The organism is Streptosporangium sp. NPDC002544 (assembly GCF_040295965.1).
GTDB lineage: Bacteria > Actinomycetota > Actinomycetes > Streptosporangiales > Streptosporangiaceae > Streptosporangium.
Genome location: NZ_JBEOWJ010000005.1, coordinates 137,390 through 153,619, shown reverse-complemented (window position 1 = coordinate 153,619; position 16,230 = coordinate 137,390). Strand labels below are relative to the sequence as shown.

Here is a 16,230-nt window from a genome sequence, read left to right as displayed (position 1 = left end):
CATATCGCTGCTTAGACTCCGAAACGCCCTTTGATCCCCCCGGAGGACGTGTGCGAGTTCGAGCCCTGGTGGCCATGGCGTTGGTTCTCACCATCGCACCTGCGGTACCCGCCCTCGCCGAGAGCCCCCCGGCTCCCCCAAGCGCCTCCGCGAGTCCGTCCCCCGGCCCGGATGAGACCGCGCCCGCCGACGTACCGGCCGCGCCCGCCGACGGCGAGACCCCACCCGGTGACGGCGGGACCCCGCCCGCCGACGGCGAACCTCAGCCCGGTGACGGCGAACCTCAGCCGAAGCTGGAGGCGGGGCTCGCCTCGGAGAGCGACGGGACCCGGGTGATCGTCGAACTGGCGGCCCCCGAGGAGGCGGCGCCGGTGGCCGGGGAGGCGGAGCGGCTACCCGATGCCCAGGTCGTCCTCGAACCCTCCGACACCTCGTTCATCGTGGTCGAGGGCAGCGGCGAGTCACTCGCCAAGCTGGCCGAGGACCCACGCGTCCTGTCCATCCGCCGCGACCGCACCTACTCCCCCGCCTCGCTGGGTTCGCTGGGCTCGCTGGCCTCCAGCCTGCAGGTGATCGGCGCGGACAAGGCGCACGCCGCCGGGACCAAGGGGGAGGGCCAGACGATCGCGATCATCGACACCGGGATCGACGCCGACCACCCCGACTTCGGGGGCAAGGTCGTGGAGCAGGCCTGCTTCTCCGCGACGGACGGAGGCGCGCAGTCCCTGTGCCCGAACGGGCAGACGAGCGATCCCGGATCCGCCGACGCCGAGACCCCCGCCTGCGTCCACGAGCAGGTCAACCTCTGTGACCACGGCACCCACGTGGCGGGCATCGCCCACGCCGTCGCCCCCGACGCGGACATCGTGGCGATCCAGGTCTTCAGCAGGTTCAACGACTGCGACGACGCGGGCGGAGCCTGCCTGAGCGCGTTCGAGTCCACCATCCTGCTCGCCCTGGAGCACGTCGCGAAGCTCAAGGAGGGCGGCAGGAACGTCGCCGCGGTGAACCTCAGCCTCGGCGGCGGTCTCTACGAGAGTGCGTGTGACGCCGAGCCCGAGGTGGCGTCGCTGAAGAGCAGGATCGACGACCTTCGTGCCAAGGGCGTGGCCGTGGTGGCCGCCGCCGGGAACGAGGGCGTGCCCGGCGCCGGAGCTCCCGGCTGCCTCTCCGGCGCGGTGACCGTGGGCGCGACGGGCGACGACGACACCGTCCCCTACTGGTCCAACTACGGCTCCGTGCTCGACCTCTTCGCCCCCGGCCTGGAGATCGACTCCGCGGTGCCGGGCGGCGGCCACCAGGTCTACAGCGGCACCTCGATGTCCACCCCGTTCGTCACCGGCGCCCTGGCGCTGATGGCCCAGAAGGCACCGGGCACCCCGGACGCGCTGGAGGCCGCGCTGAAGACCGCGGGCCGGCAGATCACCTACGACAGCGTGACCACCCCCCGCCTCGACCTGAACGCCGCGATCGCCGGAGGCGCCCCCGGCGCCCCCATCACCCAGACCCCTTCCCCCGACTCCCCCGACTCCCCGGAGGACCCGTCCGAGGAGCCCGACCCGGAACCCAGCCCTGAGCAGAGCTCGGGTCCCTCCCCGTCGCCCACCCCGGCCGATCCGGTGCCGACGCCGATCCCGCTGCCGACGGTGACGGTCACCGTGACGGTGACCGTCCCCCCGACAACTCCCTCGACGGCGGCCCCCACGGTGTGCACGCGCGGCAAGTCCACGAAGACGCTGACCACCGCGCAGTGGGCGACGGAGATCAGCCGGGGCAAGGGGACGATCCCGGACGCGACGCTCGGCTGCTACCTCGGCCTGGTGGGCAAGGCCAGCAAGGTCTTCTCCGAGGTCACCCGCGCCTCCACTCTGGGCACCGCGTACAAGGTGCTCAAACCCGCGAAGAAGACGTCGAAGGCCAAGCTGGAGAGCGAGCTGCTGGCCGCCTGGCTGAACTGGGCGAACGGCGGGGTGAACTTCACCGCGAAGATCAAGGAGACGGCGACGCTGAAGACGGTCCTCACCTCGGTGGAGAAGCAGCACCTGAAGGGCACCACTCCCGCCGCGTCCACCTCGCTGCTCAAGAAGCAGGTGAACGCCCGCCGGGCCGCCTAGTGCGTCGCTCCTCAGACGTGGCCAAACTCCTCAGCGCAGAGGAGGGACGAGGGGCCGACGACTCTTCTCGCCAGGCGGGCTGCTTCGGCCGCGCGGGTCCGGGAGATGAACGCGAACTGTTCGCCGGACTCTCGTAGGCCGTACCGGCTCCCGCCCGGCCCCCACGGCCGCGGCGCGGGCCGCCCGGTCGCCGGCGGTCCGCTTGCGCGGTCACCTGGGCGCGGGCCATGCACACCGGGCAGGCGGCGAACATGACCGTCCCAGTGATTGACAAGCCGTTCTCCAGCGCCCGCCTCTAGCGTCATTCGGGGCCTTCGCGCCGGGTGCGACACAAAGCCGGCCCCGGGCATGTGAGCATCCCTGAGGAGAGATAGTGGTGAAGTCTGGGAGATGAAGAGCGTGAGCCGGCGTCAATGGACCAGATGGCAGCGGGCGGTCACAGGACTGACGATCGGCGTATTGGTTGTCGTCTCAGGGTTCGTATGGCGGGCAGTGACGGCGACCGTGACCATAATCCCCTCCTGGACCTACAACGTCGGCTACAGGACCTCCGCGCCGACGGTGGCCGACGGTGTGGTGTACGTCCTCGGCGGCGAGGCCGACGAGGACAGGATGTACGCCCTGGACGCGGCGACCGGCAAGCACCGCTGGACCCACAAACTTCCCAGAGTTCCCTCAAACGAATACTCCGAACCGGTGGTGGCCGGAGATGTCGTATACACCACCAATGACGGCAGGATGTACGCCCTGGACACGACGACCGGCGAGCAGCGCTGGACCTATGACACCCGTAACCGCGCCAAAGTCGACCTCAGCCCGGTGGTAACCGGCGACGCCGTGTACTTCAATGACGATGCCGGCAGGGTGTACGCCCTGGACGCGGCCACCGGCAAGCACCGCTGGACCTACAAAAACCACGACCTCGTCGACATCACCTCCAGGCGGGTGGTGGCCGGCGATGCCGTGTACTTCGGCGACGATGTCGGCAGGGTGCATGCCCTGGACGCGGCCACCGGCAAGCACCGCTGGACCTACGAAACCAATAAGGGCGAGGAGGTCGACTCCGGCCCGGTGGTAACCGGCGATGCCGTGTACTTCAGTGACGATATCGGCAGGGTGTACGCCCTGGACGCGGCCACCGGCAAGCACCGCTGGGCCTCCAGAAACCGCAGCTTCGTCGACGTCACCTTCAGTCCGGTGGTGGCCGGAGGGGTCGTGTACTTCGGCGATGACAATGTGTATGCCCTGGACGCGGCGACCGGCGAGCAACGCTGGACCTCTGAAATTCGCGGCATCCCCTGCTCCGGCGTGATAGTGGCCGGCGGCGTGGCATATGCCGTATATGCCGGCAAAGCCGAGAAAAGGATGTACGCCCTGGACGCGGCGACCGGCACCGAACGCTGGACCTACGAGGTTTCCAACGGCGACTTCTCCTCCGATCCGGTGGTGGCCGACGGTGTGGTGTATCTCGACGATGACGAGGAGAACAGGGTGCACGCCCTGGACGCGGCGACCGGCACCGAACTCTGGACCTATGAAACCGACGGCAGTATCCACAGGCCGGTGGTGGCCGACGGCGTCGTGTACATCTCCACCACCGGCGGCACGGTACATGCCGTGAGAGCGACGACGGAATAAGGCCGACCAGCCGTTTCTGTCCGCCAACCGGCGACGTCGGCCTGCCGCAGCACATCCATGCAGGAGCCGGTGATGGCGGTGACCGAGCACCTCATCGCCTTCTCGGGGACTGGCTGAGCAATGAATCGTCGTGCTTGGGGAACACGGGGACAGCGTGACTTCAACGTGAACCTTTGGTGCCACGTCGGGCTAGTAGTCGGTGTAGGCAGCAGCCACGGCGAGAAGGACACTTCATGGGCCCACCCGACGTGATTCGCGATGAGAGGGACGATGCGATGTTGATCGCGCAGTCCCTCGACGACCCCCAGTATTTCGGTGAGCTGTTTCGCAGGCACGCCCCGCCGTTGCATCGCTACGCCGCCCGTCGCCTCGGCAGCGATCTTGCTGATGACACGGCTGGTCATCGGTGCGGTGGTGACGGCGGGTCTCGTGACGGCCGCCGTGGTCGGCCCGAGCCTGGTGACGGATGGCACGGGCAGCGCCACGTCCTATGCCAGCTCGGCCATCGATATCAAGCAGGAGGGCGGACAGTGGGTGGCCCGGATCAAGGATCCACTCGCTGAGCATGAGAGATACACCGAGGCGTTCAGTGCTGTCGGGCTGAAGGTCGAGTTGCAGCTCGTGCCTGTCTCGCCGACCTTCGTTGGAGACCTGCTCCTGACGGAGAGCCCAGACGGCGCCAAGTCGACGGGAACGTTCGAGGGTGGCCGCGAACCCGTCGGCTGCGAGATCGGCGAGGCAGGTTGCCACCTGGCGTTTCGGGTTCCTGTCAGGTTCGAGGAAGAGGTACGAACTCAGCTGGGCAGGCCGGCGGAGCCCGGTGAGCGCTACCAGGCGGCAGCCTCTGCCACCGCCAAGGGCGAGATGCTCGAGGGCGTGGAGCTGGATGATCGTACGGTGGCCGAGGTGCTCGGGCAGGTACGCAAGCGTGACCTGCAGGTCGTCTACCAGATGGTGAAGTCCGATCCCGACGCTTCGACGGTCAACTGGATCGACGGGAAGAAGGGCCGCTTCCACCTGTCGTACGAGCCCATCGCCGCGGACGCCGTCGGCTCGGACTGGCTCGTGTGGGCGGCACAGCCGCAAAGCGAAGGAGTGGTCAGGCTCGTGGTCACACCACAGCCGCTGAAGGCCGTCGCCCCGAGACCCATCGACGGCCCGCCCGGATCCTGATCGAAGGCAGCCCGACGTACACCTTGCGGCGCGTAACCGCGAGCGCGCCGCAAGCCGACAGGGCGTCGCGGTGGAATCCGGCGGTTTCCCGGCCGGGTGCTCAGCTCGCTCGACTTGAGCTGAGCACGGTCGTGGAGGTCCTGCGGGCCGGCTTCCCCGACGCGCGCCTTGCGGTGCCGCGCGCTGCGGTGGCGGCGCTCACGCCTGGATGAGGGTGAGGACGTTGCCGGCCGGGTCCTTGACCTGTGCCTTGACCACCCAGCCGTTGTCGGTCGGCGGCATGGTGACCGTGCCGCCCAGTTCGGCCGCGCGGCGGACCGCCTGCTCAAGGTCCGGGACCAGCACGCCCAGGGTGACACCGGCCTGTTCGGTTTCGACGATCGCCCCGCCCAGCCCGCCGGGTGTCTGCACCAGCGCATATCCCGGCCCCTTGCGGTTGATCTGCCAGTCCAGCAGATCACCGTAGAAGCGGTGCAGGCCCGCGTCGTCCGGGCCGCCGATGTCGAAATGCGCCACCGCGTTCGCCGGTCGCACAGTCTGCTCGTTCATGTCGTGTCCTCCTGGGTCTCTTCGCTGTCCTGGGCTCGGACGACGGCCGGAAAAGCCTGCACGAGCAGATCGGCAAGCTGGTGAAGCCGTGCAGGGCAGGCCCGGTAGAGCCGATACGTCCGGTTGACTCTCATCGTGACCAAGCCGGTCTTGCGCAGCACCTTCAGGTGCTCCGAAACGCTGGCCGGGGCCAGGCCGAGCCGGTCGGCCAGTTCTCCCGCACCACGCTCACGCTCCCAGACCTCGAAGAGGATGCGCCGACGGTGTCTGCCGGCCACGGCGCGCAGGAGTTCGTCGAGATCATCCGGCTCAGTCACGACGGCGATGCTATTTCGGATTAATCCGAAATAGCAAATGATCGATCACCCCCGACGTGAGGCAGGGACCGCGTACCCGGCGGGCAGGTGAACCTCACCACACCACACAACCCCGGCACCGCCGGTGAGGGACCACCCACCGCGTCCCCGGCAGGCAGGCGAACACCCGGCGGGGCCGGTGAAAGCAGGACACCGGTGACCCCCGCCCCGCCTCCCTGGAAAGTCGGCGAACCTACGCCGATCCGCATAAGCCCGGTATGTGTCGCTTAGGGTGAAGGGCATGGACGCGACCAAGGTGATCATCGATACCGTCGACCGGTTCAAGCAGCGGCGTACCGCTCCACTGGTCCTTGAACTCGACCTCACCGAGGGCCTGATCGACGGCGCCCCGGCGGATCCGCTGGGTGCCATCCTCGCAATGCGCAAGACGAGCCTGGCCGACGTACTGGCCGGGCTCAAGCGTGCCAGGAAGGACGACCGGGTCAAGGCCCTGATCGTCAAGATCGGCGTCCAGTCACCGGGGCTCGCGGCCGTCCAGGAGCTCCGCCAGGCCGTCGCCCTCTTCCGGGCCTCGGGCAAGCTGACCGTCGCGTTCGCCGAGAGCTTCGGCGAGTTCGGCGGGGGCACCGTTCCCTACTATCTGGCCAGCGCCTTCGAGCGGGTCTACCTCCAGCCGTCCGGCGACGTCGGGCTCACCGGCATCGCGATGGAGCAGCGCTTCCTGCGGGGCGCGCTCGGCAAGCTCGGCGTCGAGTACCAGCTCGGCCAGCGGCACGAGTACAAGACGGCCGCCAACACCTTCACCCAGGACCACATGACCGACGCCCACCGCGAGTCGATGGGCCGCATCACCGAGTCGGTCACCGAGCAGGTCGTGGCGGGCGTCGCCGAGGGGCGCGGACTGGAGCCCGCCAGGGTACGCGAGCTGATCGACCAGGGCCCGTTCATCGGCGCCGAGGCCGTCGACGCCGGGCTCGTCGACCGGATGGCCTACCGCGACGAGGTCTACGACGAGGTCAAGCAGGAGGTCGGCGACAACGCGCTGCTGCTGTACGTCGGCCGCTACGCCAAGGCGCTGACCGCGAAGAAGCTCCCGCACCCGGGCGAGCAGGCCGTCGCGCTGGTCCGCGGCAACGGCGCGATCCGGCTCGGCCGCAGCGGCCGCAGCCCGATGGGCGGCGGCGGCGCGATGGGCTCCGACACCGTCTGCGCCGCGCTGCGCGCGGCCCGCCGTGATGACAACGTCAAGGCGGTCGTCTTCCGGGTCGACAGCCCCGGCGGCTCGTACGTGGCCTCCGACGCCATCTGGCGCGAGGTGGTGCTCACCCGCAAGGCCGGCAAGCCCATCGTGATCTCGATGGGCGACCTGGCCGCCTCCGGCGGATACATGGTCTCGATGGCCGCCGACGTCATCGTGGCCCAGCCGGGCACGCTCACCGGCTCCATCGGCGTGTTCGGCGGCAAGGCGGTCATCGGCGGCCTGCTGGAGAAGATCGGCGTCACCTCGGAGATCGTCGGCGAGGGTGCCAACTCCGGGATGTTCTCCCCCACGAACGCCTTCTCCGAGGCGCAGTGGGCGCGGATCAACGCCTGGCTCGACCGGGTCTACGACGACTTCGTGAACAAGGTCGCCGAGGGCCGTGGCCTGACCCGCGAGCGCGCCCACGAGCTGGCCAAGGGCCGGGTCTGGACCGGGGCCGACGCCCTGGAGAACGGGCTCGTCGACGAGCTCGGCGGTCTGGAGGACGCCCTGGCCGTGGCCCGCGGGAAGGCTGGCCTGCCCGCCGACGCCCCGGTGCGCGCCTACCCCAGGCTCAACCCGCTGGAGCGGCTGCGCCCCGCGGAGTCCAGCGAGGACAAGGCCGCCGCGCTGGCCCAGGTCCGCGTGGAGGCATGGGGCCCCCTCGCCCATCTCGCGGGCGAGCTGGGCCTGCCCTCGTACGGGCCGCTCATCCTGCCGGGCTCGTGGACGATCCGCTGACCGCGCCTTGCGGTTGGGCCGCTTGGACGAACCACTGAGGCCGTCTCCCGCGCCCTTCGGGTCGAGCCTGCCCTCGTGCGGGCCGCTCGGCTCGCCGGGCTGACCGTCTTCAGCGAAGGAGCCGCCGGGTTCGGACGAGACGTCCGGCGCGGCGGCTCTTTCAGCTGGAATAACCGCTCGGATCAGGCGGCTTTCGTCACCGGCTCGCGGCCGCCCCCTTCTTCCTTCCGGGCGGCCTCAGCCACCTGCCCTCTTTCGTCCGGAAAGGGCGAGCATGCTCCCTCCCGCGGGAAAGGGCCAGCGGCGGCCCGCCGGCTCAGCGGTAGCGGCTCCGGTAGCGCGACAGCGGCAGAACGGACGCGTCGACGTAGTCGACCCCGAGGACCTTGGCGATGAAGAGCGTGTGGTCCCCGGCCGGGACGACCTTGACCGTCTCGGCCTCCAGCGCGGTGACGCCGCCGTCCACGATGAGGGCCCCGCTCAGCTCGCCCCGGTGATGCGGCATGCCCGCGAGCAGCAGCCTGGCACCGGGACGGCCCGCGGTGGCGAACCGGCTGGCGACCGTCTTCTGCCCGGCCGACAGCACGCTGGCGGCCCAGCGGTCGTGCCGGAGCAGCAGCTCGTTGAGGTATCCGGCGTTGTCCAGGCTCACCATCACCAGCGGCGGGTCCAGCGAGATCGAGGTGAACGTGCCGACCGTGACCCCCACATCGTCCCGCTCGTCCTTCACCGTGACAACCGTCACCCCGGTCACCACCTGGGCCATGGACTCGACGAACTCGTTCATGCGGCAATCATCCCGGAGCCGGGCAGATGCTCCGCCACCGCCCGGTCACGCGGGACCGAACAGGGTTCCTCCAGGCAGGACAGCGACGACACCGGACGGAGTCGATCATGACTGCTTCCGGCCACAACCTCCCCATCGCACCCGGTCACTGCTGGAAGCTGTCCTTGGCGAACTCCGCGGCGTTTGCTTAGGTGTCGGGCAGATCCAGAACGAGCCTGTCGATCGCCATCAGCCGCCACCGGCCCAGCCACCACGCCCCCGCCGTCGCCTCCGTCACGGCAGGCCGATCCACCTGCCCGAACACCTCCCGGACAACCTCGAAGCCCAGTCTCTGACGCGCCTGAGTGATCGCCCCCGCGTCGGCGCTTTCCCCCTGAACCTGGTACCGACGCCAGCATGCCGGTCAGCTTTTCCGCGACTTCCTCATAGTCGTCGCCGGGAAAGAGACATAACGACATCAGCAGGTAGACCACCACATGGGTGGAAAGTTTACGGACTCGCTCCTCTCGGCATCCATGCGCGCCGATCGCCCGATCCAGCACCGCGCGGTACCAGGGATGTCAACGCGCCCAACGCCACCAGATCCGTCAACCGGCACGAACTACCGATATCGCCCCACCGTTCCACCCGCCGAAGCTACCAGCAAGATCCCCATCTAAATGGCATCGGGTCTATACAGACCACCATTTGTAGACAATGACATCATGGACCGAGTCTAGCCATTCAGTGGTGAGTCGGAAGCCCGAGCGGATTTCAAGAATGGCCATGGCGGCGGCGCGAGCGTTGTCCGTAGCGTCGAAGATACGCAACTCTTCCAGCAGACTCTCGGCGTCGGCCCGCCAATTACGGCGTTCAAAGATGTCTACCTCAAGCTTAATGACCCCATCTTTTGCATAGCACAAGCTATTATTGGCATGCACATCCCAGTACAGACTGTAGACGTCGCCATACTCGCTAAGCTTGCTGATAAATTCCCGCTGGCATATTTGGGCGCCGAGTTCGTAGAGCACCAACCCTTGGCCATGAACGTCCACGGTGATATCAGCCACGTGATAGTCCATGTGCTCACCGATGTGTCCGTGTTTCAGAGTGAACGTCTTACCTTGACTGAGAATACGAGCGACCGTCTCCTGTGATGGTGACTCGCTGGATGACACCAGGACGGTCCAAGCCTGCTGCATTCGTATGCCTGGATTCCGCGTAAGGAGCAACTTGTAATACTCCACTGCCGCGGTCCAGGTCGTTGGCAGGCTTCTCATATAACACCTCATTGTTCTCTCATTAAGCGTCGCGGCGCCCTCCATAGATCGGGGGGCACCACGACGCCTGACACTATTTGAATCTGATGAAGAATCGATCTCCGTTAATAACGCGATCTTTGCTATACCACACGCTCATCGCACTACCGAAATTAGTGTTCTGATCGTGGTCAATGACTGCTACTGAATAATTTCTTGACCCTTTATCGCGGGTATACTTAACACCCTGGTAGCTGTCGTTGAATGGGAATTCGTCACAACTTCCCCTCGGCCCCGGCCGGGTACCCCAGGGCGCAGCGAGGTTGTATGTTCGAGCATAGTTGACCCCCCACTTATGCTCGCATTCAGCAACGGCTGCAGGCCGGTTGTAGTCCTCGATGCCCATATAGCCACCACGCGTGATGGCATACCGATCAGAGAATCCCGGAAACTCTTTATCAGTGCCCGGCCATTCGGGGATAGTATCATCGGGATCTTCGCTAGCGAGCTTTAGGTGATCATAGACATCGTCCCATCCGTCGTCTTGGCCGACTCCACCGAACTCGGGGTACATCAGTCTCCACCGAACCCGGGACGATTCAATCGATCAAGGTCGCCCACACCTGGCGCGGCGACTTGTCTGCGAACTCCTTGCTGTTGAGGACTGCGATCAGTTCCTCGCATTCCTCTTTGGACAGCGCATTGGGCGGAGCCGCCCGTACGGTTGCGGGCTTTAGCTGCTTCGGTTACCGCTGGCGATACAGGGAGGATCGGTTGATGCCGGTCAGCGCGCAGGATCGTTGGATGCCGACGTGGGGTTCGAGTTGTTCGCGGGTTTCGGCGCGAAGCTCGGTCACGAGTGGTCTGAGTCCGCGCTCTCGGACATCGTTTCCAAGAGTGCGTGCCATTTCCCCATGATCTCCAGAGCGGCCTCGGTCTGGGCGAGCTTCTTCTTCAGCCGGGCGTTCTCCCGTTCGAGTTTTTCTCGCTCCGTCTTCTCCTTGACCCGCTGTCTTGCCATCTCTCCGGATGCGTCCTGCTTTTCTCTTCAAGGCACCCTCGTCGCGCTGCCTGCGCCGCAACTGGATGCTGGAGTCGTACAGCCTTCGCGGCGCAGAATGGCGCCCTTTTCGCCGGGCTGCGCCGCGTCGTACTCGGCGACGATCCGCAGCTTGTACTCCGCCGAGAAGTGCCGGCGCTTGGGGCGATCAGCCCGAGGGCCACCGGTCTCCAGGTCATGCTTCGTCATCGTCACAGTCTGCTACACCGTGTCTCGCCTTACTCATGCCACACTGAGAACTCCCTCACTGTATGTCCCACTTGAGCCTGACACAGAGGGGTGGTCTGGGGCTCCTGGCTCGTCTTCGCCGACGAGTCCGGCCAGCTGTTCGAGGGCGTACAGGCCGCCGAGCCGGACTGGCGCCTGATCGCTGCCGAGCTGCTCGACCGCCTTGCTGAAGCGGTCGGTGTCGTGGCCGCGCTCGCCGAGCTGGAAGGTGCGTCGGGCGGTGTCGGCGTTGCGTGCGGTGGAGAACACCGCGAGCAAAGCTGCCGGGCCAGTGGCCACGGCCAGGACGTTGCCGCGGATCGCCGCCGACGTGGCGCCCGGTCATTGTCTGCGGCGGCGTGGCCGAGGTCCTCCAGCCTCCAGGTGGATCCCGGGCCCGGCGTCCGTACCGGCGCTGGGGCCGCCACCAGCACCGGACGGGTCGCGCCGTCGGCCGGGCGGCCCCCCTCTGGCATCATGGTCATCGGCCGACGCGACGGGAGCAGTTCCATATGCATGTCGAGACGCATGGTCCCGCCGGTGCCCCGCCTGTGCTCCTGCTGCACGGCGGTGGTGTCGCCGGTTGGATGTGGGAGCCGGTGCGGGAGCGTCTCGCGCACGACCACCGGGTGATCGTCCCGGACCTGCCCGGCCACGACCGCAGCGCGGACGAGACGTATCACTCCCATGCCCGCACCGCCGAAGCCTTGACGAAGCTCCTGCACGACGTGGGCGGTCGCGTCTCCGTCGCCGGGTTCTCCCTAGGCGCGCAGCTGACGGTCCTGCTCGCCGCACACCGGCCCGAGCTCGTGGAACGCGTGGTCGTGGTCAGCGCGCAGGCCAAGCCCATCGCGGCCGCCGGGTTCACCCTCGGCCTGCTCGGCGCCACCGCCGGGCTCGCCCGGCAGCGGTGGTTCGCCAAGTTGCAGGCCAAGCAACTGTTCGTCCCCGGCCCGCTGCTCGACGACTACGTCCGCACGTCCGCGAGCGTCTCGAAGCAGACCCTGCTCGCCGCGGTCGGCGAGAACCTGCGCTTCACGCCGCCGCCCGCGTGGTCGCGTTTCCCCCGCGAGGCGCTGATCCTCGCCGGCGGGCGTGAACGGGGCCTGATGCGGGAGTCGGCCCGCGTGCTGCACGAAGCCCTGCCGGGCAGCGAGCTGGAGATCGCGGCGGACTGCGGGCACGGCATCCCGCTGCAACGGCCCGACTGGTTCGCGGACCGGGTGCGCGGCTGGCTCGGCGCATGACCCATCCACCGAGCCGCACCCATGGGCGCTCGACGCCAGAGTAAATGACGGAATTGGTCGAGCGGCCACGAGAGTTCGTCGTCACGGTGGCCTTCCTCCCCCACGACGTACTGATCACCGTCCAGAACCCCGGCGCCTCGGAGATTCCCTGCACGAGAAAGCCCGGATCGGACGCCACCGGCGGCCGAGGGCTCCTGCTCGTCAACAACCTCGCCACCCGCCGGGGATTTCACCGCTACTCCACCGGAACCGTCATCTGGTTCGAACTCAGCTCAACCGGCCTAACCGAATGAGCCGCGACAAGAGACCGGGCCGACAAGACGTCTGTCAGCATTGGCGGTTTTTAAGTAGCGTGAAGTGATGTTCTTCGATCCCGTACCGACGGAACAGGAACCCATCGCCCGCCCTGAGCTCCCGCCGTGGTCCGCGCCGCCCTCGCAGGAGATCGGAGCGGTGCTCGCGGTCGAGCGGGTGGTGGCCCGGAGTGCGAACGTCGTGGTGCTCCTGCCGACGATCCGGGTCTTCAGCACCGGCTGCATGCTGGATGTGGAGATCGCGTCCAGGCAGGGTGACCTGCCCGCCGAGGACTGGTGGTACGTGCAGCTGGCCGGGGCCCCGATCGCCCAGGCGTTCGGGCGCGGCAACCGACCGGACTCGCTGTTGCGGCTGGGCGTACGGTTCGCCGACGGCACGAAGGTCACCACCCTCGAATGGGCACAGAGCACAAAGAGCGCCTCCGGCGATCCGCCGGCCGGGCCGCTGCTGTCCTGGCTTCCGATGGGCAGCGGCATGCGCGGCGGCGAGTTCGGATTCAACAACTTCGGGCTGTGGCTGTGGCCGTTGCCCCCGGCCGAGAACTTCGAGTTCGCCGTGGAGTGGCCACTGGGCGGCGTCGAGCTGACGACCGTCGAACTCGACGGCGCGGCCATCGTCTCCGCCTCCGGCCGCTCGGCGCACTGCTGGCCGGACTCCACCGGGTAGAGCCGTTCACCTGAGCGAGGGGAAGCGGGTTACCCGGTGTGAGTGTCGGCGCCGCGCTTCGTCCACGGCCTTCTCCCCGTCGGAGTCCGCGACGATGTCCACGCGGATGTCGCTCCAGCTGGGAAAGTTCGTCCTCGGTCCTCCTGGCTAGGGCAGCTCCATTCGACCCCACTGGCCCCGCCCCGGCCACACAGGCGGCTGGTCGGCAGACACCCGGACCTCCTACGACACATTAACGATCTTGGACGCCCTGTCTGCGTTCCCGGACACACCGTCAGCATTCGAATGTCTCGACGAGAGCCACACCCCCAGTTGAGTCGGCGACCGTCCCAGCAGTCGTGACAGGGTGCACGAATGGCGACGAACCGCGAGTACTCCCCCCATCTCCACCCCACCGGATTCAAACCGTGGTCGGACACCACTCCGGCCCACAGAGATCTCCTTGCGGCGAAAGCGCTTGTCTACGACCCTTGCGGGTTCACCTGCTCGCAGCCGGTCCCAGAACCCGAGGGTGCCGCGTACGCCGCCCACGCCTTCACCCTTGACGGGCTCGCCATCCGATTCCGCGCAGCCAAGACGACCCCCACCAAGGTCGGCCAGTTCGTCACCGTATGGAAGAGGTCCCCGGGCGGGCCCATCCAGCCTTTCGACGCGACCGACCCCGTCGACCTCTTCGTCGTCAGCACCCGCGACCATCACCACTTCGGCCAGTTCGTCTTTCCCGTGGACGCGCTCTGCCAACGCGGTGTCGTGTCAATAAACGGTTCCGGTGGGAAACGAGCCTTCCGCGTCTACCCGCCCTGGGTGACCACCACCAACCGCCAAGCCGGCACTGCTCAGGCGTGGCAGCTGGACCACTTCCTGAACCTGTCCCAGGACCGCCCCATCGACTCCGCCCGCGCCCAAGAGCTCTACCACCCATAGGACGAACACCCCAGCCGGGGTGACATGATCGCCTACGACCTCTAATCATTCGGAATGACTCGTCCAGTACCGTGACAGGCGTTTCCGTACTAGACGAGCTACTGCAAGTATCGCCACCTTGTCCACAGCGCCCGCTATTGATAAGTACAAAGCTCCATGAACAGCAGCAGAGCAAAAGGGAAACACCTACGGCTGCCCGGGAAAGACGATTATCGACTCAGAGAGGAATCGAAATGACACGGACACTCGTTGGGCGCCTCCCATGCCGTTCCGTCATCGGATGTGTAAGCGCCGCGGCACTGGTGTTCGCCCTGGCCGGATGCGGGGAGGGGCCGTATCTCCCACTCGGTGATCCATTGCCCCGCGCCGTGGCAACGGGTCTCAGCGCCGACGGCAGGCTCCAGTACTTCGCGCCGCTCTGCCCGGGTGAGCAGGTCACATCGGTCCAGGTCCTGGACTACGCGACCCACCGGGTGCTGTGGGAGGCATCCAAGCCGGTAAAGAGCATTCGCGAAGGCGGCCGGATCACTGTAGGGGCATCGGAGGAGTTCGAGCAGGTGAAGGTTCCGCTCGTCTCCCCGCTGCCCGACTCCCTGGGCCTGGAGTTGTCCTTCAGCAGAAGGGTGACCGGGGTCCAGGCGAGTCGTCGAGCCATCTCCTCTGACATGGCCGGCAGCGACACCGTCCTGACGGATTTGGGAGAGAAGATGAAGGAAGCGGACTTCAGAGCCCGAACGGTGCAGGAAGTCTGCTGACGGCTTCGCGTGTTCATCGCGTTTCTCGTGCTCATGATGTCGATCCTCAGGTTGAATCCCGTGCTGCGGCGGGCCACCGTACGGCTGTAAACCAGCCTCCGAGAAAGCAGCGGCACACCGTGCGGCATGCCCCTGAATAAGCAGAAGTCGATCTGGATACGCCGAGCGCCTCCGATGAAGCCACGCAACCACTACTCAAGCTGGGTCCGGGCTACCTCCACTGGCACACAAAGACCCCTCATGGCGTACCGAAGGCCGAAGGTTTCAAAATCCGCAGTCGGCAGGCGTGCTCGGTCGCGGCGCGCAGGTCGGACAGCGACCGCACCTCGCCGACCCATTCGGAGTCGAGGTCGTAGCGCTCCAGTTGGCGGCGGATCTCGGGGATCGCCGCGTGGCCCCCGATCCTCCGCCGGGTTGTCACCCCGGTAGGGGCGCGCGGTGAGCTCGTTTGGGTGTGGCCACACTCATCCATCAGATACGTGTCGATCGCTGGTCGGGTCCTCGGCGATCGTTCGATGAGTTCGCGCCGGACGCCGGTCTATATCCGTACCGGAACACAAGAAGGAGAACACCATGGGCACGATCCACATCGACCTGTTCGCGACGCTCGACCTGGTTGGCCAGGCGCCGGGGGATCCCGAGGAGGACCCTGACGGCTTTCCGTTCGGGGGATGGCAGGCGCCTTTGTTCGACGAGACGGTCGGGCGGCAGGTCGGTGCCGGAATGGAGGGCATGGACGCCCTGCTCCTGGGCCGCAAGACCTACGACATTTTCGCCGCGTTCTGGCCGAACCAGGTCGACGGCGTCGATGGCGGGATCGCCACGCTGTTCAACAGCGTCCCGAAGTACGTCGCCTCGCGAGGCAACCCGGATCTGGGCTGGGCGGGCTCGACGCAGCTGGGACCCGACCTGGTGAGCGCCGTGCACCAGATACGTGACAAGCATGAGCACATCCACGTGATCGGAAGCCTGAACCTGGTGCAGACCCTCCTGCACGAGCGCCTCTTCGACCGGCTCGACCTGTGGGTCTTCCCCATCGTGCTCGGCGTCGGCAAGAAGGTGTTCGACGGCGGTGCGGTGCCTGCCAACCTGGTGCTCCTCGAGCCGCCCGTCGTCTCGTCCAAAGGCGCCGTGCTCCTGCGTTACGGCCTCGGTGCGGGGACCCCCAGCGCCGGGGACATGCGGCGCGAAGACCGCGGCGTCGGCTCGAGCTGAACAACGACCTTATCGGTGGCGACCACGCCGCTAGTGACCGTCGA

19 protein-coding genes and 1 pseudogene are annotated in these 16,230 nt (G+C 67.1%); 10 read left to right on the top strand and 10 right to left on the bottom strand.

Translation table 11 applies throughout. From position 1 onward, the window contains the following. The first annotated feature begins 50 nt into the window (after nucleotides 1–50). The 3 genes from ABT061_RS09395 (at nucleotide 51) to ABT061_RS09385 (ending at nucleotide 4,925) form a co-directional block, all read left to right on the top strand. Entirely contained in the window at nucleotides 51–2,114 is a 2,064-nt protein-coding gene (locus tag ABT061_RS09395; protein WP_350914488.1) for a S8 family peptidase, read from the top strand. A gap of 390 nt (nucleotides 2,115–2,504) precedes the next feature. Further along, nucleotides 2,505–3,752 (top strand): outer membrane protein assembly factor BamB family protein, encoded by a 1,248-nt coding sequence (locus ABT061_RS09390; protein ID WP_350914486.1) that lies wholly within the window; start codon nucleotides 2,505–2,507, stop codon nucleotides 3,750–3,752. A gap of 387 nt (nucleotides 3,753–4,139) precedes the next feature. Continuing rightward, nucleotides 4,140–4,925 carry a hypothetical protein gene (locus tag ABT061_RS09385; protein ID WP_350914484.1) on the top strand — a complete coding sequence of 262 codons (786 nt, stop codon included), beginning with the start codon at nucleotides 4,140–4,142 and terminating at the stop codon, nucleotides 4,923–4,925. 198 nt (nucleotides 4,926–5,123) lie between these two features. On the opposite strand, the gene ABT061_RS09380 is transcribed toward ABT061_RS09385, so the two are convergent. Both ABT061_RS09380 and ABT061_RS09375 read right to left on the bottom strand, forming a co-directional pair. Beyond that, entirely contained in the window at nucleotides 5,124–5,474 is a 351-nt protein-coding gene (locus ABT061_RS09380) for a VOC family protein (RefSeq protein ID WP_350914482.1), read from the bottom strand. Next, complete coding sequence (locus tag ABT061_RS09375) at nucleotides 5,471–5,791, bottom strand: ArsR/SmtB family transcription factor (RefSeq protein WP_350914480.1); 321 nt, start codon at nucleotides 5,789–5,791, stop codon at nucleotides 5,471–5,473. The genes ABT061_RS09380 and ABT061_RS09375 overlap by 4 nt, the downstream gene beginning before the upstream one ends. 280 nt (nucleotides 5,792–6,071) lie before the next feature. On the opposite strand from ABT061_RS09375, the gene sppA reads away from it, so the two are divergent. Then, complete coding sequence (gene sppA, locus ABT061_RS09370; RefSeq protein WP_350914479.1) at nucleotides 6,072–7,772, top strand: signal peptide peptidase SppA; 1,701 nt, start codon at nucleotides 6,072–6,074, stop codon at nucleotides 7,770–7,772. A gap of 316 nt (nucleotides 7,773–8,088) precedes the next feature. Here sppA and ABT061_RS09365 read toward each other — a convergent pair whose 3' ends face one another. From ABT061_RS09365 to ABT061_RS09335, 7 genes and pseudogenes are all read right to left on the bottom strand, one after another. After that, nucleotides 8,089–8,559: a flavin reductase family protein gene (locus tag ABT061_RS09365; RefSeq protein ID WP_350914476.1), complete on the bottom strand. Its 471-nt coding sequence runs from the start codon at nucleotides 8,557–8,559 to the stop codon at nucleotides 8,089–8,091. 398 nt (nucleotides 8,560–8,957) lie between these two features. Then, a pseudogene (locus ABT061_RS09360) lies at nucleotides 8,958–9,101 on the bottom strand (transposase domain-containing protein); the annotation flags it as partial. A gap of 129 nt (nucleotides 9,102–9,230) precedes the next feature. After that, nucleotides 9,231–9,608, bottom strand: a complete 378-nt coding sequence (locus tag ABT061_RS09355) for a hypothetical protein (RefSeq protein ID WP_350914474.1) — start codon at nucleotides 9,606–9,608, stop codon at nucleotides 9,231–9,233. A 283-nt stretch (nucleotides 9,609–9,891) separates the two neighbouring features. Next, entirely contained in the window at nucleotides 9,892–10,371 is a 480-nt protein-coding gene (locus tag ABT061_RS09350) for a NucA/NucB deoxyribonuclease domain-containing protein (protein WP_350914472.1), read from the bottom strand. A 279-nt stretch (nucleotides 10,372–10,650) separates the two neighbouring features. Further along, entirely contained in the window at nucleotides 10,651–10,818 is a 168-nt protein-coding gene (locus ABT061_RS09345) for a hypothetical protein (protein ID WP_350914471.1), read from the bottom strand. 27 nt (nucleotides 10,819–10,845) lie between these two features. Continuing rightward, nucleotides 10,846–11,046, bottom strand: a complete 201-nt coding sequence (locus ABT061_RS09340) for a hypothetical protein (protein WP_350914469.1) — start codon at nucleotides 11,044–11,046, stop codon at nucleotides 10,846–10,848. A 33-nt stretch (nucleotides 11,047–11,079) separates the two neighbouring features. Next, nucleotides 11,080–11,364, bottom strand: coding sequence for a hypothetical protein (locus ABT061_RS09335; protein ID WP_350914467.1), 285 nt, complete (start codon nucleotides 11,362–11,364; stop codon nucleotides 11,080–11,082). Between the two features lie 212 nt (nucleotides 11,365–11,576). Between ABT061_RS09335 and ABT061_RS09330 the strand changes: the two genes are divergently transcribed. From ABT061_RS09330 to ABT061_RS09310, 5 genes are all read left to right on the top strand, one after another. Continuing rightward, a complete protein-coding gene (locus ABT061_RS09330; protein ID WP_350914465.1) occupies nucleotides 11,577–12,311 on the top strand; it encodes an alpha/beta fold hydrolase in 735 nt (244 codons plus the stop codon). 44 nt (nucleotides 12,312–12,355) lie between these two features. Next, nucleotides 12,356–12,604 (top strand): ATP-binding protein, encoded by a 249-nt coding sequence (locus ABT061_RS09325; protein WP_350914463.1) that lies wholly within the window; start codon nucleotides 12,356–12,358, stop codon nucleotides 12,602–12,604. 67 nt (nucleotides 12,605–12,671) lie between these two features. Then, the gene (locus ABT061_RS09320) at nucleotides 12,672–13,292 is read left to right on the top strand and encodes a hypothetical protein (RefSeq protein WP_350914461.1); all 621 of its coding nucleotides are present in this window, start codon (nucleotides 12,672–12,674) and stop codon (nucleotides 13,290–13,292) included. A gap of 354 nt (nucleotides 13,293–13,646) precedes the next feature. Next, nucleotides 13,647–14,216 carry a MepB family protein gene (locus ABT061_RS09315; protein ID WP_350914458.1) on the top strand — a complete coding sequence of 190 codons (570 nt, stop codon included), beginning with the start codon at nucleotides 13,647–13,649 and terminating at the stop codon, nucleotides 14,214–14,216. A gap of 368 nt (nucleotides 14,217–14,584) precedes the next feature. Then, nucleotides 14,585–14,971, top strand: coding sequence for a hypothetical protein (locus ABT061_RS09310; RefSeq protein ID WP_350914456.1), 387 nt, complete (start codon nucleotides 14,585–14,587; stop codon nucleotides 14,969–14,971). Nucleotides 14,972–15,209: 238 nt separating this feature from the next. On the opposite strand, the gene ABT061_RS09305 is transcribed toward ABT061_RS09310, so the two are convergent. Continuing rightward, nucleotides 15,210–15,392: a hypothetical protein gene (locus ABT061_RS09305; RefSeq protein ID WP_350914454.1), complete on the bottom strand. Its 183-nt coding sequence runs from the start codon at nucleotides 15,390–15,392 to the stop codon at nucleotides 15,210–15,212. A 152-nt stretch (nucleotides 15,393–15,544) separates the two neighbouring features. Between ABT061_RS09305 and ABT061_RS09300 the strand changes: the two genes are divergently transcribed. Then, on the top strand, nucleotides 15,545–16,186 hold the full coding sequence (locus ABT061_RS09300; protein WP_350914452.1) for a dihydrofolate reductase family protein: 642 nt from the start codon (nucleotides 15,545–15,547) through the stop codon (nucleotides 16,184–16,186). Nucleotides 16,187–16,230 lie beyond the last annotated feature (44 nt).

What these genes read in the sequence shown, in the direction of transcription:
- ABT061_RS09340 (WP_350914469.1), bottom strand. Translation starts at nt 11,046, where the DNA reads ATGACGAAGCATGACCTGGAGACCGGTGGCCCTCGGGCTGATCGCCCC.
- ABT061_RS09345 (WP_350914471.1), bottom strand. Translation starts at nt 10,818, where the DNA reads ATGGCAAGACAGCGGGTCAAGGAGAAGACGGAGCGAGAAAAACTCGAA.
- ABT061_RS09385 (WP_350914484.1), top strand. Translation starts at nt 4,140, where the DNA reads ATGACACGGCTGGTCATCGGTGCGGTGGTGACGGCGGGTCTCGTGACG.
- ABT061_RS09350 (WP_350914472.1), bottom strand. Translation starts at nt 10,371, where the DNA reads ATGTACCCCGAGTTCGGTGGAGTCGGCCAAGACGACGGATGGGACGAT.
- ABT061_RS09380 (WP_350914482.1), bottom strand. Translation starts at nt 5,474, where the DNA reads ATGAACGAGCAGACTGTGCGACCGGCGAACGCGGTGGCGCATTTCGAC.
- ABT061_RS09390 (WP_350914486.1), top strand. Translation starts at nt 2,505, where the DNA reads ATGAAGAGCGTGAGCCGGCGTCAATGGACCAGATGGCAGCGGGCGGTC.
- ABT061_RS09365 (WP_350914476.1), bottom strand. Translation starts at nt 8,559, where the DNA reads ATGAACGAGTTCGTCGAGTCCATGGCCCAGGTGGTGACCGGGGTGACG.
- ABT061_RS09330 (WP_350914465.1), top strand. Translation starts at nt 11,577, where the DNA reads ATGCATGTCGAGACGCATGGTCCCGCCGGTGCCCCGCCTGTGCTCCTG.
- ABT061_RS09315 (WP_350914458.1), top strand. Translation starts at nt 13,647, where the DNA reads ATGGCGACGAACCGCGAGTACTCCCCCCATCTCCACCCCACCGGATTC.
- ABT061_RS09320 (WP_350914461.1), top strand. Translation starts at nt 12,672, where the DNA reads ATGTTCTTCGATCCCGTACCGACGGAACAGGAACCCATCGCCCGCCCT.
- sppA (WP_350914479.1), top strand. Translation starts at nt 6,072, where the DNA reads ATGGACGCGACCAAGGTGATCATCGATACCGTCGACCGGTTCAAGCAG.
- ABT061_RS09325 (WP_350914463.1), top strand. Translation starts at nt 12,356, where the DNA reads ATGACGGAATTGGTCGAGCGGCCACGAGAGTTCGTCGTCACGGTGGCC.
- ABT061_RS09300 (WP_350914452.1), top strand. Translation starts at nt 15,545, where the DNA reads ATGGGCACGATCCACATCGACCTGTTCGCGACGCTCGACCTGGTTGGC.